Annotated in this window: 20 protein-coding genes; 13 read left to right on the top strand and 7 right to left on the bottom strand. The window is 71.8% G+C overall.

Translation table 11 applies throughout. The features are described 5' to 3' along the window. The 7 genes from pflA (at position 1) to ACIBNE_RS07055 (ending at position 6437) form a co-directional block, all read left to right on the top strand. Complete coding sequence (pflA, locus tag ACIBNE_RS07085) at positions 1-822, top strand: pyruvate formate-lyase-activating protein (protein WP_399270430.1); 822 nt, start codon at positions 1-3, stop codon at positions 820-822. 67 nt (positions 823-889) lie between these two features. Next, complete coding sequence (locus ACIBNE_RS07080; RefSeq protein ID WP_399270429.1) at positions 890-2203, top strand: MFS transporter; 1314 nt, start codon at positions 890-892, stop codon at positions 2201-2203. Next, complete coding sequence (locus ACIBNE_RS07075) at positions 2200-4500, top strand: molybdopterin oxidoreductase family protein (RefSeq protein ID WP_399270428.1); 2301 nt, start codon at positions 2200-2202, stop codon at positions 4498-4500. Before ACIBNE_RS07080 ends, ACIBNE_RS07075 begins: the two co-directional genes overlap by 4 nt. 7 nt (positions 4501-4507) lie before the next feature. Next, positions 4508-5107, top strand: coding sequence for a 4Fe-4S dicluster domain-containing protein (locus ACIBNE_RS07070; protein ID WP_399270427.1), 600 nt, complete (start codon positions 4508-4510; stop codon positions 5105-5107). Then, positions 5104-5814 (top strand): ubiquinol-cytochrome c reductase iron-sulfur subunit, encoded by a 711-nt coding sequence (locus ACIBNE_RS07065; protein ID WP_399270426.1) that lies wholly within the window; start codon positions 5104-5106, stop codon positions 5812-5814. Before ACIBNE_RS07070 ends, ACIBNE_RS07065 begins: the two co-directional genes overlap by 4 nt. After that, positions 5811-6227, top strand: coding sequence for a hypothetical protein (locus ACIBNE_RS07060; protein ID WP_399270425.1), 417 nt, complete (start codon positions 5811-5813; stop codon positions 6225-6227). The genes ACIBNE_RS07065 and ACIBNE_RS07060 overlap by 4 nt, the downstream gene beginning before the upstream one ends. A 21-nt stretch (positions 6228-6248) precedes the next feature. Continuing rightward, positions 6249-6437 (top strand): hypothetical protein, encoded by a 189-nt coding sequence (locus tag ACIBNE_RS07055; protein ID WP_399270424.1) that lies wholly within the window; start codon positions 6249-6251, stop codon positions 6435-6437. 58 nt (positions 6438-6495) lie between these two features. On the opposite strand, the gene mscL is transcribed toward ACIBNE_RS07055, so the two are convergent. From mscL to ACIBNE_RS07025, 6 genes are all read right to left on the bottom strand, one after another. Then, positions 6496-7008, bottom strand: coding sequence for a large conductance mechanosensitive channel protein MscL (mscL, locus tag ACIBNE_RS07050; RefSeq protein ID WP_399270423.1), 513 nt, complete (start codon positions 7006-7008; stop codon positions 6496-6498). Positions 7009-7080: 72 nt separating this feature from the next. Next, positions 7081-7608 (bottom strand): hypothetical protein, encoded by a 528-nt coding sequence (locus ACIBNE_RS07045; protein WP_399270422.1) that lies wholly within the window; start codon positions 7606-7608, stop codon positions 7081-7083. A 297-nt stretch (positions 7609-7905) separates the two neighbouring features. After that, complete coding sequence (locus ACIBNE_RS07040) at positions 7906-8751, bottom strand: S-methyl-5'-thioadenosine phosphorylase (protein WP_399270421.1); 846 nt, start codon at positions 8749-8751, stop codon at positions 7906-7908. 96 nt (positions 8752-8847) lie between these two features. Continuing rightward, on the bottom strand, positions 8848-9198 hold the full coding sequence (locus ACIBNE_RS07035) for an FmdB family zinc ribbon protein (RefSeq protein WP_399270420.1): 351 nt from the start codon (positions 9196-9198) through the stop codon (positions 8848-8850). 68 nt (positions 9199-9266) lie between these two features. Beyond that, the gene (locus tag ACIBNE_RS07030; RefSeq protein ID WP_399270419.1) at positions 9267-10538 is read right to left on the bottom strand and encodes an MFS transporter; all 1272 of its coding nucleotides are present in this window, start codon (positions 10536-10538) and stop codon (positions 9267-9269) included. 316 nt (positions 10539-10854) lie between these two features. Beyond that, positions 10855-12300, bottom strand: coding sequence for a potassium/proton antiporter (locus ACIBNE_RS07025; RefSeq protein WP_399270418.1), 1446 nt, complete (start codon positions 12298-12300; stop codon positions 10855-10857). Positions 12301-12561: 261 nt separating this feature from the next. Here ACIBNE_RS07025 and ACIBNE_RS07020 point away from each other — a divergent pair, with 261 nt between their 5' ends. After that, positions 12562-15450, top strand: a complete 2889-nt coding sequence (locus tag ACIBNE_RS07020; RefSeq protein WP_399270417.1) for a penicillin acylase family protein — start codon at positions 12562-12564, stop codon at positions 15448-15450. On the opposite strand, the gene ACIBNE_RS07015 is transcribed toward ACIBNE_RS07020, so the two are convergent. Further along, positions 15419-16009, bottom strand: a complete 591-nt coding sequence (locus ACIBNE_RS07015; RefSeq protein ID WP_399271254.1) for a 5-formyltetrahydrofolate cyclo-ligase — start codon at positions 16007-16009, stop codon at positions 15419-15421. The genes ACIBNE_RS07020 and ACIBNE_RS07015 overlap by 32 nt on opposite strands. A 106-nt stretch (positions 16010-16115) precedes the next feature. On the opposite strand from ACIBNE_RS07015, the gene galU reads away from it, so the two are divergent. From galU to ACIBNE_RS06990, 5 genes are read left to right on the top strand one after another with little or no spacing between them, the layout of a single operon-like run. Then, positions 16116-17027 carry a UTP--glucose-1-phosphate uridylyltransferase GalU gene (gene galU, locus ACIBNE_RS07010; RefSeq protein WP_399270416.1) on the top strand — a complete coding sequence of 304 codons (912 nt, stop codon included), beginning with the start codon at positions 16116-16118 and terminating at the stop codon, positions 17025-17027. Beyond that, positions 17024-18325: a gephyrin-like molybdotransferase Glp gene (gene glp, locus ACIBNE_RS07005; protein WP_399270415.1), complete on the top strand. Its 1302-nt coding sequence runs from the start codon at positions 17024-17026 to the stop codon at positions 18323-18325. Before galU ends, glp begins: the two co-directional genes overlap by 4 nt. 57 nt (positions 18326-18382) lie before the next feature. Then, entirely contained in the window at positions 18383-18862 is a 480-nt protein-coding gene (gene moaC, locus ACIBNE_RS07000; RefSeq protein ID WP_399270414.1) for a cyclic pyranopterin monophosphate synthase MoaC, read from the top strand. Next, entirely contained in the window at positions 18847-19374 is a 528-nt protein-coding gene (locus tag ACIBNE_RS06995; RefSeq protein ID WP_399271253.1) for a molybdenum cofactor biosynthesis protein B, read from the top strand. Before moaC ends, ACIBNE_RS06995 begins: the two co-directional genes overlap by 16 nt. After that, entirely contained in the window at positions 19371-19979 is a 609-nt protein-coding gene (locus tag ACIBNE_RS06990) for a GNAT family N-acetyltransferase (RefSeq protein ID WP_399270413.1), read from the top strand. The genes ACIBNE_RS06995 and ACIBNE_RS06990 overlap by 4 nt, the downstream gene beginning before the upstream one ends. Positions 19980-20028 lie beyond the last annotated feature (49 nt).

Here is a 20028-nt window from a genome sequence, read left to right as displayed (position 1 = left end):
ATGGACGTCGTCGACCGGTCCGCCACCCCCGAGGCCGCCGTCACCCCCGCGGCCACCGCCGCCACTCCCGCGGCCGCCGCCACGCACCGTCCCAGCAGCGGCACGGTCCACTCCTGGGACCTGTCCACCGGGGTGGACGGACCGGGCACGCGCTTCGTCACCTTCCTCTCCGGCTGCCCGCTGGCCTGCCTCTACTGCCACAACCCCGACACGATGCGCATGCGCAACGGCCGACGGGTCGCGGCGGACGAGATCGTCGCCGAGGCGGCCAAGTACACGGCCTTCATCCGCGCGGCGGGCGGCGGCGCGACCGTCAGCGGCGGCGAGCCGCTGCTCCAGCCGGTCTTCGCGGGCGAGCTGTTCCACCGCTTCAAGCACGAGCTGGGGCTGCACACCGCGCTCGACACCTCGGGCTTCCTCGGCGCCCGCGCCACCGACGCCCTGCTGCGCGACGTCGACCTGGTGCTCCTCGACATCAAGTCCTGGGACCGTGCCACCTACCGCGAGGTCACCGGCCGCGACCTGGAGCCGACGCTCGCCTTCGCGCGCCGCCTCGCCGCTCTCGGCAAGGAGATCCACCTCCGTTTCGTCCTGGTCCCCGGCCTCACCGACGACCCCGCCAACATCGAGGGCGTGGCCTCCTTCGCCGCCACGCTCCCCACCGTCACCCGCGTCGACGTCCTGCCCTTCCACAAGCTGGGCGAGGCGAAGTGGGAGGCCCTGGGCAAGCCCTTCACGCTCCACGACACCCCGTCGCCCACCCCCGGCCAGGTGGCCGCGGCCCGCGAGGTCTTCGCCGCCCACGGCCTGCGCGCCATCTGAGGGACCCGCCCACCCGGACACCCGTACAAAACAGGCACAATGCCCGAACCGCCCCTACCGTGGCCGCGTGACCGAGCCACCAGCGCCCCCGCCCGACGGCCCTCCCGCCCCACCCCCAGACCCCCGCCAGGCCTCCGGCCCCACCCGCGCCCCGGACGGTCCGCCCCCAGCCACGCCCCCGGCCCCGGCCCCGGTCACGCCACCGGCCCCGGCCCCGGCCCCGGTCACGCCACCGGCCCCGGGCGTCACCACCACCCTCGCGCCCCCGGCCCCGTCCGCCGCCCCGTCCGCCGCCCCGTCCGCCGCTCCACCCGCCGCCCCGCGCGCGGCCGGTCCCTCGGTCACCGGCCGCGCCACCCTCGTCGGCGCGGCCGTCTCCCTCCTCCTCGTCGCCGCGATCGTCTTCGGCAGCCGCCTGCTGCGCGACTTCGACTCCGCGCTCCTGCCGTACGCCGTCGCGACCGTCTTCCTCGCCTTCGGCGTCGCCTACCGCTACACCGTCTGGGTCTCGGCCCCCGGCGCCCGCCGCCTCTTCCGCCAGGGCTGGCGCAGCCTCTTCTCCGCCGCCAACTTCCGCAGGGCGCCCACCGCCCTGCCCAGGATGGCGGCCACCTACCTCGGCTTCCAGAAGTTCCTCGGCGCCCGCTCGCACGCCCGCTGGGCCGCCCACCAGCTGATCTTCTGGGGCTGCGTGCTGGCCGCCGCGATCACCTTCCCGCTCACCTGGGGCTGGTTCACCTTCACCTCCTCCACCGGCTCGGGCCCCGGCTACGAGATGCGGGTCTGGGGCTTCAAGGTCCTCGGCTTCGACTCAGCGAACGCCATCGGCTGGCTGATGTTCCACGGCCTGGACGTCGCCGCCGTGCTCGTCATCCCCGGCGCCTCGTACTTCCTGTGGCGGCGGATGAAGGACCGCGGCGCGATCACCGGCCAGCGCTTCGCCTACGACCTGGTCCCGCTGATCGCCCTGATCGTGATCTCGGTGACCGGTCTCCTCCTCACCTTCTCGTCGATCTTCCTGCACGGCGGCGGCTACGAGTTCCTGGCGGTCCTCCACATGGTCTCGGTCGTCTTCACGCTCATCTACGTCCCGTTCGGGAAGTTCTTCCACATCGTGCAGCGCCCCGCCGCCGTAGGCATGCAGCTCTTCAAGTACACGGCCCGGCAGGACGGGGGCGACGGGCAGGGGGCCGACGGCGGTCTGTTCCACTGCCGCCGCTGCCGGGAGCCCATCGACACCACCGCGTACGTCGAGAACCTCGAAGGCACCATGCGCGACCTGGACCTCCGCTTCGCCCAATGGGCCGAGTACTGCCCGCGCTGCAAGCGCGTCCTGCGCGGCGGCGCCTACCTCTCCCACGTCAAGAAGGGCTACAAGTGAGCGGGCCGCACCTCCCTCTCGACCCGTCCGTCGCCCCGCCCGGCACCCGGAACTTCCGCGACGCGGGCGGCATCCCGGCCGACCGGTGGCACGCCGACCAGAACGGCGAGACCCTCGTCCCCACCCACTGCTGCTTCTGCGGCGTCCAGTGCGGGATGTACCTGCGCGTCGACAAGCACCAGAAGGTCTTCGGCGTGGAGCCCCGCAACCACGACATCAACCGCATGCGGCTGTGCCCCAAGGGCATCAACGCCTATCAGCAGGTCAACCACCCCGACCGGCTGACGGCTCCGCTGCTGCGCCACAGCCGCGACGAACCCTTCCGCGAGGCGTCCTGGGAGGAGGCGCTGGACTTCACGGTCTCCGAGATCCGGCGCATCCAGGGCGCGCACGGCAACGACGCCTTCGGCCTCCTCGGCGGGGCGAGCCTCTACTCCGAGAAGACGTACCTCGTGGGCAAGTTCGCCCGGGTCGCCCTGCGCACCCGGCACGTCGACTACAACGGCCGCCTGTGCATGGTGTCCGCCGCCGGTGCCAACAAGCTCTCCTTCGGCATCGACCGGGCCGCCAACCCCTTCTCCGACATCCTCCTCACCGACTGCCTGCTCATCGCGGGCTCCAACGTCGGCGAGTGCTTCCCCGTCATGACCCAGTACGTCTGGGGCGCCAGGGACCGCGGCGCCACCCTGATCGTCGTCGATCCGCGCGAGACCGCCGTCGCCCGCACCGCCGACATCCACGTCGCCCTCAAGCCCGGCACCGACTCGGCGTTCTTCAACGCCGTGCTGCACGTCGTCGTCGCCGAGGGCCTCACCGACGAGGCGTTCCTCGCCGCGCACACCACGGGCTGGGCGGAGGTGAAGCAGACCGTCGCCGCGTACCCGCCGTCCCGCTCCGCCGCGATCTGCGGCGTCCCCGAGGAGCAGATCGTCCGGGTCGCCCGGGTCTTCGGCGGCGCGGACAAGGCCATGGCCATGCACGCCAGGGGCATCGAGCACCACTCCCAGGGCGTCGAGAACTGCCTCTCCGTCATCAACCTCTGCGTCGCCACCGGCAACCTCGGCCGCCCCGGCGCCGGTTACGGCACCATCACCGGCCAGGGCAACGGCCAGGGCGGCCGCGAGCACGGCCAGAAGTCCGACCTCCTCCCCGGCGGCCGTTCGATCACGAACGAGGAGCACCGCCGCCAGATCTGCGAGATCTGGGGCATCGACGAGTCGCAACTGCCGCCCGCCGGCACCTCGATGATGGAAATGGTCTGGCAGATGAACCGCCGCGAGATCCGCGGTCTGATCGGCATCTGCAACAACCCCTTCGTCTCCCTCCCCAACTACGGGACGGTCAAGCAGGGCTACGACACCCTCGAATTCCACGCCCAATTCGACTTCTTCCTCTCCGAGACCGCGGCCAACGCGCACGTGGTCTTCCCCGTCACGGTGTGGGCCGAGGACGAGGGCGTCATGGCCAACACCGAGGCCCGCGTCGTCAAGCACAACAAGGCCCAGGACCCGCCGCCCGGCGTCCGCACCGACACCTGGGTGATGTGCGAACTCGCCCGCAGGCTCGGCGCGGGGGACAAGTTCGACTTCCCCGACTCCCGCGCCGTCTTCGAGGAGCTGCGCATCGCGTCCGCCGGGACGGTCAACGACTACTACGGCATCACGTACGAGCGGCTGGAGGAGACCGGCGGCATCCCCTGGCCCTGCCCCACCACGGACCACCCGGGCACCCCGCGCCTCTTCGAGGGCGGCCGCACCTACCACCCGGACGGCAAGGTCCACCTCCAAGTAGTGGAGTGGCACCCGCCCATGGATCCGTACTCCGAGGAGTTCCCCTTCTCGCTCACCACCGGGCGCACCGTCGCCCACTTCCTCTCCGGCAACCAGACCCGCCGCCTGGGCGCCCTCGTCGAGCAGACCCCCCGCCCCTGGGTGGAGGTCCACCCCTCGCACGGCTTCAAGAACGGCGACCCGGTCCGCGTCGTCACCCGCCGCGGAAGCGAGGTCTTCCCCGCCCTGGTCACCGAGGCCATCCGCCCCGACACCTTCTTCGTGCCCTACCACTGGCCGGTCCCCACCGCGGCCAACGCCCTGACCGTCGACGCCCTCGACCCGCGCTCCAAGATCCCCGAGTACAAGGTCTGCGCCTGCCGCATCGAGCGCGGCGAGCGCGTCGACGAGGTCCCCGAACCGCCGACCGCGCCGGGCCACCGGGCGTACCCGGCGACCCAGGTCTCCCGCACCGACCCCCTGCCGCCCACGTCCCCGCAGGGCCGTGGCACCGCGGAGAGGAGCTGACGCCCGCATGATGGGCAGAACGATCTTCATCGACCCCGGGCGCTGCATCGGCTGCCAGGCGTGCGTCTCCGCCTGCCGCGAATGCGACTCGCACCGCGGCAAATCCATGATCCATCTCGACTACCCCGACGAGGGGTTCTCGGTCGCCTCCCTTCCCACCGTCTGCATGCACTGCGAGGACCCGGTCGCCCCCTGCGCCGAGGTCTGCCCAGCCGACGCGATCCTGGTGACCGCCGACGGCGTGGTGCAGCAGGCCGACACCACCCGCTGCATCGGCTGCGCCAACTGCGTCAACGCCTGCCCCTTCGGCGTCCCGAAGATCGACCTGGCGGCGAAGCTCCAGATGAAGTGCAACCTCTGCTACGACCGCACCGCCTACGGCCTCGCCCCCATGTGCGCCACGGTCTGCCCGACCGGTGCCCTCTTCTACGGCACCCTCGAAGAGCTCGCGGCCGAGCGCCCCGGCGTCCAGGTCGCCGACTCCTTCACCTTCGGCGACGTCGTCGTCTCCACCGGGGTCGCCGTGGTCGTCCCCGCCGACAAGGTCCAGTGGCCGGTGCCCGGCGGTCTCCCCATCGTCGAAGTGAACGGCAGGGACGTGCGATGACCGTCACCGACCAGCAGCCGCCCGCCGACGACCCGGAGGCGAGGACCCCGGCGACGGACCCGGCCGCAGACCCGGCCGCGGGCCCGGCGAAGGACGCCGCGCGGGCGGCCCTGCACGACCGGATCGCCGCCGATTCGCTCACCACCCGCCGCGACTACCTGCGCATCGTCGCGACCGTCTCCGGCGGTCTCGCCGTCGGTGGCGTCGCCGTCGCCTCGGGCGTCCTGCACCGCCACGGCGACAGCGAGGGCGCCCCCGAGCCGAAGAAGGTCACCGAAGAGCTGCCGCCCGGCGAGTCGATCGCCTTCCGCTACCCGGGCGACGAGGACCGCGCCGTGGCCGTACGCCTGGCGGACGGCACCCTCGTCGGCTACTCCGCCGTCTGCACGCACCTCGCCTGCGCCGTCCTGTGGCGCAAGGAGCGGGGCGAGGAGGGCGAGCTGTACTGCCCCTGCCACGAGGGCGTCTTCGACGCCCGCACCGGCGAGGTGACCGCGGGGCCGCCGCCGCGCCCGCTGCCCAAGGTGCTGCTCACCGAAGAGCTCGACGGCAGCGTCTGGGCGGTGGGCACCACCCGTTCGGGCGAGAGCGTCAGGGACGGGCTGTGCCGGCAGTTCCTCGACGAGCGGCCCGAGATGGCGGCCAGGCTCCGGTGCCCCGGCGCCGCGGAACCCGAGCCCCGGACGGAACGGGGGAGGGCGACATGACCGAGCAGCCCCCGCCCCCCGACCCGGGCACACCCCCCGACCCGCGCACACCCCCCGAGGCGCCGCCGCGCCCCGCCTACCACCCGGGGAGCGCCGAGCCCCGGCTGAACCGGCCGGTCCACGAGCGCTATCCGCAGATCCGCTCCACCAGCGGCTACGGCGACCCCCGTATCCGCCACACGGGGCCGGGCCCCGGCGCTGGCTCCGAGCAGGAGCCCGAGCGTTCCTCGAAGCTCTCCGCCCGGCTCGCCCTGGCGCTCACCGTGGTCATCGGCCAGCTCTGGGGCCTGACCGTGGTCGTCGACGAGTGGATGAGGGGCGACACAGGCACGGCCTGGTGGGGTGCGGGGTTCCTGTGCCTGTCGTTCCTGGTCGTCCTGGGCCTGTGGCGGCTCGACCCGAAGGACCGCTGAGGCCCGCCGTACCCTGGAGGCATGAGTACCGCCCCCACCCCCGGACCGCGCGACGCGAAGCCGAAGCCGAGGCTCGTCTTCGACGACCCGCTGGACCAGCAGTCGTCGGACGACACGGACCGGGGGTGGGGCGAGCAGCCCCGTACCAGCGGCGACAGCGCCGCCGACCTGGCGCGCTTCCTCGACGAGAAGCCGCCCCACCACATCTGATCCGTCCGTACGGCGGAGCCCCGCCGTGCCGCGGGGCCCGGCGCCGCTCGGCCCCGTACTACGAGGCGCTGCCGTGCCCCGAGCCGCGCTGCGAGATCAGCGCGTCGCGGATCTCCTTGAGGACCTCCAGCTCGCTGACCTCCATGACCTCCTCGACGCCCGCCTTCGCCCTGTCCTGCGCGCTCTTCCTGGCGAGGTACTTGGCCATGGGCAGCACCATCAGGAAGTAGACGACGGCGGCGGTGATCAGGAAGCTGAGCGTGGCGCTGAGCACCGAGCCCCACATGATCTGGATGCCGTCGACCTCGCCGTTCACGGTCTTGCAGCTGCCCTTGAGGCAGGAGCTGTACGACTCCAGGTCCTTGGTGCCGAAGGCGCCCACGATGGGGTTGATGACGCCCTTCACCACGGAGTTGACGATGTTGGTGAACGCGGCACCGATGACCACCGCGACTGCTAGATCGATCACGTTTCCGCGCGTCAGGAAGGCCTTGAAACCCTCCAACAGACTCTGCTTGTCTTCCCCAGCCACGCCGGTGCCTTTCGTCGCATGTGCAGTTGGCGCAGCCATTAGGCCGTCTGCGGTGCATAGCCGTCCAATCCGTACACACGAACAGGTGACTTGACTCTTCGTCAGTTCTAATCACCGCAGCGTCACCGCCAGTGGGGACGTAGTGCCCGCGCCGGCCAGCGCCACCGCCGTGGCGCGCGGGACGGTGAGGACGACCAGGGCGCCGCCGTCCGCGGCGGTCTCGCGCGCCCGGGGGATTTCGGCCACGCGGGCACCCGCCGCGACCACCCGGGCCTCACCCGGCGCACCCGCCCGGGAGCCCGCGCCCGCGACGACGTCGACGAGGTCTCCGGGGCGCAGCAGCCGGACCGTCGCGGCGTCCGCGATGCGTACGGGAGCGGACGCCGTCTCGGCCGGTCGTTCCCGCGCTCCGGGAGGCGGTCCGGCGGCGCCGGGCGCCGAGCCGCCGGCACCCGCCGGTGCGGCGGCCGCCGCGGCCAGCGCGGCGGCGGACATCGCGAGCCCCGCCGCCACCGCCCGTCGTCGCCCGCGCGGGATCCGCCGCGGCCGCCACCTGCCGCCGCGCACCCGCACCGGGGCGAACGCGGGCACGCCACCGGGCGCGAAGGGCGGCGAGGCCATCACGGGCGGCGCGGCCATTACGGGGAGCGCGGCCATCACGGGCGGCGCGGGAGTCGGAGGGCTCGAAAGGGCGGGGGAACGGAGCACGGCCATCACCACCAGGCGTCAGCGGATACGGGTGTGGATGCCGCTCGCGGCGGGCGCCGGAGCAACACCCACCACGATCCGCGCCCCGCGGAAATCCCGCTGAAGCCTGTGGACTACTCACCGGTTGTGGAAAACCCGCTCACCCGACCCGTGCCCGCCCGACCCGTGCTCACCCGCTGGCCTGCCCGCTCCGCCCGGCCCGTGCCGAGCCCCCTTGCCGTGGCCCGGCTACGGCAGCGCGATCCCCGTGTCGATCCCGTCCAACGCGTGCGCGCACAGGCAGTCGCGGGACGCCCCGTCGGGCAGCCCGGTCACCGCGTCGAAGAGCACCCCGCGCAGCCGGTCCACATTGGCCGCGAACACCTTCAGCACCTCCTCGTGGGAGACGCCCTCGCCGGTCTCGGCGCCCGCGTCCAAGTCCGTGACCAGGGTCATCGTCGTGTAGCAGAGCCCCAGTTCACGGGCGAGCACGGCCTCGGGGTGCCCGGTCATGCCGACCACCGACCAGCCCATCGACGCGTGCCACCGCGATTCGGCGCGCGTCGAGAAGCGCGGCCCCTCGACGACGACGAGCGTCCCGCCGTCGACCGGCTCCCAGCCGCGCCCGCGCGCCGCCGCGAGCGCGGCCCCGCGCCCCTCGGGGCAGTACGGGTCGGCGAACGACAGGTGCACCACGTTCGGCAGCGTCCCGTCGACCGGGGTCTCGCCGTCGTAGAACGTCTGGGTGCGCGACTTGGTGCGGTCGACCAGCTGGTCGGGCACGAGCAGCGTCCCCGGCCCGTACTCGGCGCGCAGGCCGCCCACCGCGCAGGGGCCGATGACCTGCCGCACCCCGACCGACCGGAGCGCCCACAGGTTGGCGCGGTAGTTGATGCGGTGCGGCGGCAGGTGGTGGCCGCGCCCGTGCCGGGGCAGGAAGGCGACGCGCCTTCCGCCGATCTCTCCGATGAAGAGCGAGTCGCTGGGGTCGCCGTACGGCGTCTCCACCCGCAGCTCGGTCACGTCCTCCAGGAAGGAGTAGAACCCCGAGCCGCCGATGACGCCGATCTCCGCTGTGATCTCTGCCTTCGCCATGCCGATCACACTATCGGGGCACACGTGCGCGCAGGGCCCCGCTGTGCGAAACAGCGGGGCCCTGCGCGAAGGCTGGAATCAGCGCGAAGGCTGGAATCAGGCGGCCGACGTGCTCGACGAGGACGACGACGAAGAAGAAGCCGAGGACGACGAGGAAGGCGTCGACGAGGCGGCGGGCTTGCTGTCCGAGGACGAGCCCGTGGAGCCCGACGAGGACGTGCCCGACGAGGACGACGTCTTGGACGACGCGGGCGAGCTGCTGGACGACGAGCCGCGGCTGTCGTTCCGGTAGAAGCCGGAGCCCTTGAAGACAATGCCGACGGCCGAGAACACCTTCTTCAGGCGTCCCTTGCAGCTGGGGCACTCGGTGAGTGCGTCGTCGGTGAACTTCTGCACGGCCTCAAGGCCCTCGCCGCACTCGGTGCACTGGTACTGGTAGGTCGGCACTTGTCTTCCTCCTGGCACTCTCACTCGATGAGTGCTAACGACGGTCCATAGTGACGTATTCCGCTGGATCAGTCCACCGTGGCCGGAACTCGGTGACCCACGCCACGTGCCACGGTGCGCCCCTCGCCGCTCGGGACGAGCCGCGAGCGCAGCGTCAGCAGGGTCAGCAGCGCCAGCGCGGTGCCGACGAGCGGCACCAGGAATCCGGCGCTCGATCCGTGCCCGTCGGCGAGCCGTCCTGCGACGGTCACAGCGGCGGCCTGGCCCAGCGCCACGGCACCGGTCAGCCAGGTGAACGCCTCGGTGCGGGCGCTCGCGGGTACCAGCGACTCGACGAGCGTGTAGCCGGTGATGAGCGCGGGCGCGATGCACAGGCCCACGAGCAGGCCGAGCGCGCCGAGCAGGACCACCGAGTTCGCGGCCCACAGGACGGACGCGGCGAGGGTCAGGCCGACGTACCCGAGGATCAGCCTGCGCTGCGGGCCGATCTTCCAGGCGATGGCGCCGCAGGCGATGCCCGCCAGCATGTTGCCCGCCGCGAAGGTTCCGTACAGCACGCCGTTGATGCCGGGGTTGCCGATCTCCTCGGCGAACGCGGTCAGCGAGACCTGCATGCCGCCGAAGACGGAGCCGATCCCGAGGAACGCGATGGCCAGGACCCGTACGCCCGGTACGGACAGTGCGGAGGCGTGCGGCTGTGCGGCGTTCGCGCCGGTGCGGCCGTGGGCGGGCTGGGTGCGCCGCTGTGCGGCGAAGAACAGGCCGCCTACGAGGGTCAGCGCGGCTTCCGCGATCAGACCGGCGGCGGGGTGGACGCCGGTGCACAGGGCGGTGGCCAGGATGGGGCCGACGACGAACGTGAACTCGTCGGTGACGGACTCGAAGGCCGCGGCCGTCGGCATCAGGGGCGAGCCGCCCAGCCGGGCCGCCCAGCGGGCGCGCACCATGGGGCCGATCTGCGGCACCGACGCACCGGTCGGCACGGCGGCCGCGAACAGCGCCCACAGGGGCGCGTCCGCCAGGGCGAGCGCGATGAGCGCCGAGACGGACGCGACGTGCAGCAGGACGCCGGGGACCAGTACGGCGCGCTGTCCGAACCGGTCGGCGAGCTTGCCGCCCTGCGGGGCGAAGAGCGCCATGGAGACACCGCTGGTGGCGGCGACGGCGCCCGCGGTGCCGTACGAACCGGTGGTGTGCTGGACCAGCAGCAGGATGCCGATGGTCAGCATCGCGAAGGGCTGCCTGGCCAGGAAGCCGGGCAGCAGGAACGTCCAGGCGCCGGGGGTGCGCAGCAGCTGTCCGTATCCAGGCCGCTTCTCAGGGGTGACCGTGTGGGACACGGCCCTTGCCTTTCTGCCACCTGGTAGCGCTCTCCCGAACAGGGGAGATGCCGAGAGCTGTCCTCTTGCGCGGAACTGCGGTAGATGCCGGGCGGCTCACTGCGGGAGGGCGCCTCGACCGCCATACGGTCGCGCCAGCTCTGCATCAGGCAGAGTTGGTCGATCAATGTGCCTTCATGGTACAGGGGACGCTGTTGATCGTCCTGGGAAAGCGCTGCGATTCTCGTCACCGGCCTGTGAATGGCGGGCGACGGGGCGTGAGCACGCCCCGTCGCTCCGCGACGCACGAGGGCCGTTTCCGGTCGGCCGCGGGCTCTCAGCCCCCGGTGCCGAGCCAGCCCGCCAGCTTGCCGCCCTGGCCCACGGCCCGCAGCCGGGCCTCGGCCGCGTCCCGCACCGGGTCGGTCGCGACCACCAGCAGTTCGTCGCCGCGCCGCAGGACGGTCGTCGGTCCCGGCACGAAGCTCGAACCGTCGCGTACGACGAGGGTGACGGCCGCGCCCTTGGGCAGCCGCAGCTCGCCGACCTCCACGCCGTGCATCCTGGACTTCTCCGGGATCGCGACCGACAGCAGGTGCCCGCGCAGCCGCTCCAGGGGAGCGGATTCGACCCCGAGGTCGGCGGCCTCGGAGGAGTCGCCGAGCTTCAGCGCCCTGGCGAGCCAGGGCAGGGTGGGGCCCTGGATCAGGGTGTAGACGACGACCAGCACGAAGACGACGTTGAAGACCTTCTCGCTGCCCTCGATGTCGGCGACCATCGGGATGGTCGCCAGGATGATGGGCACGGCGCCGCGCAGGCCGGCCCAGGACATGAGGGCCTGCTCCTGCCAGGGGATGCGGAAGGGCGCCAGGCTGATCAGTACGGACAGCGGCCGGGCCACCACGGTCAGGACGAGTCCCACTATCACCGCGGGCCAGAAGTCGTCGGCCAGTTCGTGCGGCGTGACCAGCAGGCCGAGCAGGACGAACATGCCGATCTGGGCGATCCAGCCCAGGCCCTCGGCGAAGCCGCGGTTGGCCGGGGCGTGCGGGAGCTTGGAGTTCCCCAGGACCATGGAGGCGAGGTACACGGCGAGGAAGCCCGAGCCGTGGGCGATGGCGCCGGTGGCGTAGGCGGCGACCGCGATCGCCATCACGGCGATGGGGTAGAGGCCGGACGCGGGCAGCGCGACGTGGCGCAGTCCGAAGGCGCCGAGCCAGCCGACCGCGAGGCCGACGGCCGCGCCGATGGCCAGTTCCAGCGCGATCTCGCCGATCAGCAGGTACCAGTGGTCGACGGGGCCCGCGGTGGAGAAGGCCACCACGAGGATGACGACGGGGGCGTCGTTGAAGCCGGACTCGGCCTCCAGCACGCCGGTGACGCGCGAGGGCAGGGGCACTTTGCGCAGGACCGAGAAGACCGCCGCGGCGTCCGTCGAGGAGACGACAGCGCCGACGATGAGCGCCTGGCGCCACTCCAGTCCGACCAGGTAGTGGGCGGCGGCGGCCGTGACGCCGACGCTCACCGCGACGCCGACGGTCGACATCATGACGGCGGCGGGCAACGCCGGTCTGATCTCTTTCCACTTGGTGCCCAGGCCGCCCTCGGCCAGGATCACCACGAGCGCGGCATAGCCGATGACCTGCGTCAGCTCGGCGTTGTCGAACTTGACGTTGAAGATGCCGTCCTGCCCTATCACCACCCCGATGCCGAGGTAGAGGAGCAGGCTGGGGAGGCCGCTGCGCGAGGAGACGCGCACCGCGGCCACGGCGATCAACAGCACCAGAGAGCAGATCAGCAGGAGTTCGTTGAGCTGGTGGACAGTCAGTGCCGTTCCTTCCCCGCGTGCCTGTGCCTTCAGCCGGATCGTTCCTCCGGAGGCCGGTAGTTCGTTACCTTACCTAATCTTTGACGCTTTCTTTACGCGCCCGATCATTCATACGAAAAATGGCGGCCTCTGTGGATACCGAGTCGGGCGGGCACGAGCGCTGCGCCTATGGTTGCTCCAGCACTCCAGGACCACCCTGCCCCTCGAAGGACAGCGATGCCCGCCAACACCACGCCCCCTTCCGCCGAGCCGCCCGGCAAGAAGATCAAGAAGAAGGGGCGCCGTGCCCGTCTCCTCGTGATCGTTCTGGTCCTGGCTCTCGCAGGGGGTGTCGGGTACGGAGCGTTCTGGGGCGTCGACACCGTGCGCGCCTCGTTCCCGCAGACGACGGGGACGATCGAGCTCGAAGGACTCGGCGGCGAGGTCGAGGTCAAGCGGGACGGCTACGGCATCCCGCAGATCTACGCCGACACCGACGCCGACCTCTTCCGCGCCCAGGGCTTCGTCCAGGCGCAGGACCGCTTCTGGGAGATGGACGTCCGCCGCCACATGACGGCGGGCCGGCTCTCCGAGATGTTCGGCCCCGGCCAGGTCGACACGGACGCCTTCCTGCGCACGCTCGGCTGGCGCAAGGTCGCGCAGGAGGAGTACGACAAGGTCCTGTCCCCGGAGACCAAGAAGAACCTCCAGGCGTACGCGGAGGGGGTCAACGCCTACCTCAAGGGCAAGTCCGACAAGGACATCTCCGTCGAGTACGCGGCGCTGAACCTCAAGTACGACTACGAGCCCGAGCCCTGGACCCCCGTCGACTCGGTGGCCTGGCTCAAGGCGATGGCCTGGGACCTGCGCGGCAACATGCAGGAGGAGATCGACCGTTCGCTGCTGACCGGCAAGCTGGACGAGAAGCAGATCAAGGACCTCTACCCGGCCTACCCGTACGAGCGCAACCGCCCGATCGTCGACAAGGGCGCCGTCAACAAGATCACGGAAAAGTTCGACCCGGGCGCCACGCCCGCCTCGAACGAGCTGGACTCCCAGAACGGGAACTCCCAGGACTCCCGGGGCGGCAACTCCCAGAACGGGAACTCGCAGGGCGGCAACTCCCAGAACAACGGTTCGCAGGGCAACGGCTCCCAGAACAACGGCTCCCAGAGCGGCAACTCCCCGCAGGGTGCCGCCCGGGGCCTGCAGTCCCAGCTCTCCGCGCTCTCCGACACCCTCGACGAGATCCCCGCGCTGCTCGGCCCGAGCGGCAACGGCATCGGGTCGAACTCCTGGGTCGTGCGCGGCCAGTACACGACCACGAACCAGCCGCTGCTCGCCAACGACCCGCACCTGGCGCCGCAGCTGCCCTCGCTCTGGTACCAGATGGGCCTGCACTGCCGTAAGACCTCGGCGACCTGCAAGTACGACACCGCCGGCTACACCTTCGCCGGCATGCCGGGCGTGATCATCGGTCACAACCAGGACATCGCCTGGGGCTTCACCAACCTCGGCGCCGACGTCACCGACCTCTTCCTGGAGAAGGTCACCGACGGCGGCTACCAGTACGACGGCGAGACGAAGCCCTTCGTCAGCCGCGAGGAGACCATCGAGGTCGCGGGCGAGAAGCCGCGCACCATCACCGTCCGCGAGACCAACAACGGCCCGCTGGTCTCCGACCGCAGCGACGAGCTGGAGAAGGTCGGCGAGAAGGCCCCCGTCGGGAGCGGCGCCCCGGACCGCGGCGAGGGCTACGCGGTGGCCCTGAAGTGGACCGCGCTGCAGCCCGGCAAGTCCATGGACGCCGTCTTCGAGCTCAACCGCGCCAAGGACTGGGACACCTTCCGCGAGGCCGCCGAGCACTTCGAGGTCCCCTCGCAGAACCTCGTCTACGCCGACACCAAGAACAACATCGGCTACCAGGCCCCCGGCAAGATCCCGCAGCGCAAGGCGGGCGACGGCACCGTGCCCTCGCCGGGCTGGACCTCGGAGTACGGCTGGAAGGACGAGTACGTCCCCTTCGACGAGCTGCCGTACGAGTACAACCCCGAGCGCGGCTACATCGTCACCGCCAACCAGGCCGTGATCGACCAGGAGAAGTACCCCCACCTCCTCACCAAGGACTGGGGCTACGGCGCCCGCAGCCAGCGGATCAACGACCTCATCGAGTCGAAGATCAAGGACGGCGGGAAGATCTCGACCGACGACATGCGCACCATGCAGATGGACAACAGCAGCGAGATCGCCAAGCTGCTCACCCCGCTGCTGCGCAAGATCGACATCTCCGACCCGGACGTCCGCGAGGCCCAGAAGCTGCTCGACGGCTGGGACTACACCCAGGACACCGACTCGGCCGCCGCCGCCTACTTCAACGCGGTCTGGCGCAACACCCTCAAGCTCGCCTTCGGCCACAAGCTCCCCAAGGAGCTGCGCCCCAAGGGCCAGTGCATCAACGTCCGCAACACCGACCAGTCCGGGCCCGTCGACGACCTCAACAAGGTGGTCCGCGAGTGCGGCGAGCGCGACGCCGACTCCGCCCAGCCGGACGGCGGCGACCGCTGGTTCGAGGTGGTGCGCCCGCTGCTCGCCGACAAGCAGCAGGACAACGCCTGGTGGCAGTCGCCCAAGAGCCGCAACGAGAAGGCCACCAAGACGCGCGACGAACTGCTCGCCCGCGCCATGGCCGACGCCCGCTGGGAGCTGACCGCCAAGCTCGGCAAGGACATCTCCGCCTGGAGCTGGGGCAGGCTGCACCAGCTGAACCTGCGCAACCAGACCCTCGGCAAGGAGGGCCCCGGAGTCCTGCGGTACATGCTCAACCGCGGCCCCTGGAACCTCAGCGGAGGCGAGGCCGCGGTCAACGCGACCGGCTGGAACGCGGCCGGCGGCTACGACGTGGTGTGGGTGCCGTCCATGCGGATGGTGGTCAACGTCGGCGACTGGGACAAGTCCCGCTGGATCAACCTCACCGGCGCGTCGGGCCACGCCTACAACGCGCACTACACCGACCAGACCGAGAAGTGGGCCAAGGGCGAGCTGCTCGACTGGGCCTACCGCCCGGACGCGGTCGAGCAGGCGACCTCCGACACGCTCAGGCTGACGCCGCCGGGAAGCGGCGCGTAACCGAGGGCGTCACCACCGCTCGTACGGGGTGGTCGTGCGGCTCCGCAGGGACCCGCGCGACCACCTCGTCGTCGTAGAGCAGCACCACCAGCGCCGGATGCGCGCCCGCCCGCTCCAGCCGCTGGAGCACCCGATCGTACGACCCGCCGCCCCGCCCGAGCCGCATCCCGCGGCCGTCCACCGCGAGTCCCGGCAGCAGCACCGCGTCCGCCCCGCACACCGCGTCGGGACCCAGCCGCTCCCCGCCGGGCTCCAGGAGCCCCCGCCCGGCCCGCACCAGCGAGTCCGCCCCCTCGTAGGCGCCCCAGTCCAGGTCGTTGTCGTCGAGCAGCACCGGCAGCAGCACCCGCACCCCCCGCTCCCGCAGCGCGTCCAGCAGCGCGCGCGTGCCCGGCTCGCGCCCCACCGAGACGTACGCGGCGACGGTGTCCGCCCCCGCCAGCTCGGGGAGGGCGGCGGCCGAGGCACCCAGGGCCTCGCCCGCGCGGCGCACGTCCTCCGGGGTCAGCCCGGCGCGAGTGGCCAGGAGTCGGCGGCGCAGCTCTGCTTTTTCGGACAACTCATTGCTCACCGGGTGCACGCAAACCTCTCGTATGTAGCTGTATGGCAACGAAGTTAAACTCACGCACATCTGACTCACATATGCAGCGGATATGGTGCTGCGCATGACCAAGCCACCCCCGCGGATCACCAAGGCTGTCATTCCGGCAGCAGGCCTCGGCACGCGCTTCCTCCCGGCCACCAAGGCCACCCCCAAGGAGATGCTGCCGGTCGTCGACAAGCCCGCGATCCAGTACGTGGTCGAAGAGGCGGTCGGTGCCGGCCTCTCCGACGTCCTCATGATCACAGGTCGCAACAAGCGCCCGCTCGAGGATCACTTCGACCGCAACTACGAGCTGGAGTCCGCCCTCTCGCGCAAGGGCGACGCGGACCGGCTCGCCCGGGTCCAGGAGTCCAGCGACCTCGCGACCATGCACTACGTCCGCCAGGGCGATCCCAGGGGGCTGGGCCACGCGGTGCTGTGCGCCGCGCCGCACGTCGGCGACCAGCCGTTCGCGGTGCTCCTGGGCGACGACCTGATCGACCCCCGCGACCCGCTGCTCGCCCGGATGGCCGAGGTGCAGGAGCGCGAGGGCGGCAGCGTCATCGCGCTCATGGAGGTCGAGCCCGAGCAGATCCACCAGTACGGCTGCGCGGCGGTGAAGGACACCGGCGAGAGCGACGTCGTGCGCGTCACCGACCTGGTCGAGAAGCCCGAGAGGTTCGAGGCGCCGAGCAACCTCGCGATCATCGGCAGGTACGTCCTGGACCCCGCGGTCTTCGACATACTGCGCAAGACCCAGCCGGGCCGCGGCGGCGAGATCCAGCTGACCGACGCGCTCCAGATGCTCGCCGCCGACGAGACGATCGGCGGGCCGGTGCACGGCGTGGTCTTCAAGGGCCGTCGCTATGACACCGGGGACCGGGGAGACTATCTGCGGGCCATTGTCAGACTGGCGTGCGAACGTGAAGACCTGGGACCCGACTTCAGGTCCTGGCTCCGCGGATACGTCGATGAGGAGATGCAGACACCTTGAGCCGTACGACCTGGTCGGTGGACGAACACCTGGACGACATCCTCGCCGCGGTCAAGCCGCTCGAACCCATCGAGCTGCAACTGCCCGACGCCCAGGGCTGCGTCCTGGTCGAGGACGTCACGGTGGGAGTGTCCCTGCCGCCCTTCGACAACAGCTCCATGGACGGGTACGCCGTCCGGACCGCCGACGTCGCGGGTGCGACGGAGGAGTTCCCCGCGGTGCTCACCGTCATCGGTGACGTCGCCGCGGGCAGCGGGGAGCTGCCGACGGTCGGACCCGGCCAGGCCGCCCGCATCATGACCGGCGCCCCGCTGCCCCCGGGCGCCGAGGCCGTCGTCCCCGTCGAGTGGACCGACGGGGGCGCGGGACGGGGCGCGGCGACCGCGATGCGCGCCGCGTCCGCCGACCCCGACGGCGCGGCGGGCGAGGTCCGGGTGTTCCGCCCGGCGGGCCCGCGCGCCCACGTCCGCGCGCGCGGCAGCGACGTCGGGGCGGGCGAGCGCGCCCTGGCGGCGGGCACGGTGCTTGGCGCGCCGCAGATCGGCCTGCTCGCGGCGATCGGCCGGGGCTCGGTCAAAGTCCGCCCCCGCCCCCGTGTGGTGGTCATGTCCACGGGAAGCGAACTGGTCCAGCCCGGTGAGGAGCTGGCCGAGGGGCAGATCTACGACTCCAACAGCTTCACGCTCACCGCGGCGGCCCGCGAGGCCGGGGCCATCGCCTACCGGGTCGGCGCGGTCACCGACGACGCCGACGAGCTGCGCGCCACCATCGAGGACCAGCTGATCCGCGCGGACCTCGTCGTCACCACGGGCGGCGTGAGCGTCGGCGCGTACGACGTGGTCAAGGAGGCGCTGGCCGAGACGACCGACGCGGACGAGCCGGGCAGCGGCGTCGACTTCCGCAGGCTCGCCATGCAGCCGGGCAAACCGCAGGGCTTCGGCTCCGTCGGCCCCGACCACACCCCGCTGCTGGCCCTGCCGGGCAACCCGGTCTCCTCGTACGTCTCCTTCGAGCTGTTCGTGCGCCCCGCGATCCGGGCGCTGATGGGCCTGAAGGACGTGCACAGGCCGGTGGTGAAGGCCGCCCTGGACAGCGCGGAGCCGCTGTCGTCGCCCGCGGGCAGGCGCCAGTTCCTGCGCGGCGTGTACGACGGGCGGGCGGGCACGGTGGCCCCGGTCGGCGGCCAGGGTTCGCACCTGGTGGCCGCGCTGGCGCACGCCGACTGTCTGATCGTCGTCCCCGAGGACGACACCACCGTCGAGCCGGGCGCGTCCCTGGACGTGGTCCTGCTCGGCTGAACCGAGGGGCGTGGCGGTACGGTGACTGCCCACACAGGCCCGAGGAGCGCCACAGCAATGAGTACGGAAGCCAGGCTCACGCACATCGACGAGGCGGGCGCGGCCCGGATGGTGGACGTGTCCGCCAAGGACGTCACCGCCCGCACGGCGCGCGCCGCCGGCCGCGTCCTGGTCTCGCCGCGCGTGGTGGAACTGCTGCGCGGCGAGGGCGTCCCCAAGGGCGACGCGCTGGCCACGGCGCGGATCGCGGGCATCATGGGCGCCAAGCGCACCCCCGATCTGATCCCGCTCTGCCATCCGCTGGCGCTCTCGGGAGTGAAGCTCGACCTGGCGGTCACGGACGAGGCGGTCGAGATCCTGGCGACGGTGCGGACCACGGACCGCACGGGCGTGGAGATGGAGGCCCTGACGGCGGTCACGGTCGCGGCCCTCACCGTCGTCGACATGGTCAAGGCGGTCGACAAGGCGGCGGTCATCACCGACGTCCGGGTCGAGGAGAAGACGGGCGGCAAGTCGGGCGACTGGAGCAGGTCGTGAGCCAGGCCGACCTCAGCACCGGGGCGGGCAGGGCGCTGGTCGTCACCGCGTCGAACCGCGCGTCGGCCGGTGTGTACGCGGACAAGGGCGGCCCGCTCGTCGCCGAGGGCCTGACGGCGCTGGGCTTCGCCGTCGAGGGCCCGCGGGTCGTCCCCGACGGCGACCCGGTCGAGCGGGAGCTGCGCGCGGCCGTCGCCGCCGGGTACGACGTCGTCGTCACCACGGGCGGCACCGGCATCTCGCCCACCGACGCCACGCCCGACGCGACCCGCCGCGTCGTCGACTACGAGGTCCCCGGCATCCCGGAGGCGATCAGGGCGTACGGGACCGCGCACGGCGTGGCCACGGCGGCGCTGTCCCGGGGCCTGGCGGGCGTCGCGGAGCGCACCCTGATCGTCAACCTGCCGGGCTCGTCCGGCGGGGTGCGCGACGGTCTCGCCGTCCTCGCCGGGATCCTGCCGCACGCCGTCGACCAGCTCCGCGGCGGCGACCACCCGAGACCGGCCGCGTGAACCCGGCCTGGCCCGTGGTCCTCCACCAGGGGGACGTCACGCTGCGGCCGATAAGGATGCGCGACCAGCGGGCCTGGCGCGAGGTCAACCGGCGCAACCGCGACTGGCTGCGCCCCTGGGAGGCGACGGTCCCGCCGCCCGCGCCCACCGGGCCCGTCGCCCAGCGCCCCACGTACCGCCAGATGGTGCGCCACCTGCGGGCGGAGGCCAACGCGGGGCGGATGCTGCCGTTCGTCATCGACTACCAGGGCCGTCTGGTCGGCCAGTTGACCGTCGCGGGCATCACCTGGGGCTCGATGTGCTCGGGGCACGTCGGCTACTGGGTCGACCGGGAGGTCGCGGGGCGCGGGGTGATGCCGACGGCCGTCGCGCTCGCCGTCGACCACTGCTTCCGCACGGTGGGGCTGCACCGGATGGAGGTCTGCATCCGCCCGGAGAACGGGCCGAGCCGCCGGGTCGTGGAGAAGCTCGGATTCCGCGAGGAGGGGCTGCGGCCGCGCTACCTCCACATCGACGGCGCGTGGCGCGACCACCTGGTGTTCGCGCTGACCGCGGAGGAGGTCCCGGAGGGGCTGTTGCGCCGCTGGTCACGGGAAATGAAATAAGTGTTCGAAATTAATCACAAAAAAAGTCTGTGATATCAGCCAGATCGTG

Origin of the sequence: Streptomyces sp. NPDC050504 (assembly GCF_044458065.1) — a bacterium.
Classification (GTDB): domain Bacteria; phylum Actinomycetota; class Actinomycetes; order Streptomycetales; family Streptomycetaceae; genus Streptomyces.
Note: the sequence above shows the minus strand (reverse complement) of the source record. Positions and strands in the feature narration are given on the sequence as shown.

Bases quoted from the DNA above. Each gene is read 5' to 3' on its own strand.
- pflA (WP_399270430.1), top strand. From the start codon at position 1: ATGGACGTCGTCGACCGGTCCGCCACCCCCGAGGCCGCCGTCACCCCC.
- ACIBNE_RS07070 (WP_399270427.1), top strand. From the start codon at position 4,508: ATGATGGGCAGAACGATCTTCATCGACCCCGGGCGCTGCATCGGCTGC.
- ACIBNE_RS07065 (WP_399270426.1), top strand. From the start codon at position 5,104: ATGACCGTCACCGACCAGCAGCCGCCCGCCGACGACCCGGAGGCGAGG.
- ACIBNE_RS07060 (WP_399270425.1), top strand. From the start codon at position 5,811: ATGACCGAGCAGCCCCCGCCCCCCGACCCGGGCACACCCCCCGACCCG.
- ACIBNE_RS07055 (WP_399270424.1), top strand. From the start codon at position 6,249: ATGAGTACCGCCCCCACCCCCGGACCGCGCGACGCGAAGCCGAAGCCG.
- mscL (WP_399270423.1), bottom strand. From the start codon at position 7,008: ATGGCTGCGCCAACTGCACATGCGACGAAAGGCACCGGCGTGGCTGGG.
- ACIBNE_RS07045 (WP_399270422.1), bottom strand. From the start codon at position 7,608: ATGGCCGCGCCGCCCGTGATGGCCTCGCCGCCCTTCGCGCCCGGTGGC.
- ACIBNE_RS07040 (WP_399270421.1), bottom strand. From the start codon at position 8,751: ATGGCGAAGGCAGAGATCACAGCGGAGATCGGCGTCATCGGCGGCTCG.
- ACIBNE_RS07020 (WP_399270417.1), top strand. From the start codon at position 12,562: ATGCCCGCCAACACCACGCCCCCTTCCGCCGAGCCGCCCGGCAAGAAG.
- galU (WP_399270416.1), top strand. From the start codon at position 16,116: ATGACCAAGCCACCCCCGCGGATCACCAAGGCTGTCATTCCGGCAGCA.
- moaC (WP_399270414.1), top strand. From the start codon at position 18,383: ATGAGTACGGAAGCCAGGCTCACGCACATCGACGAGGCGGGCGCGGCC.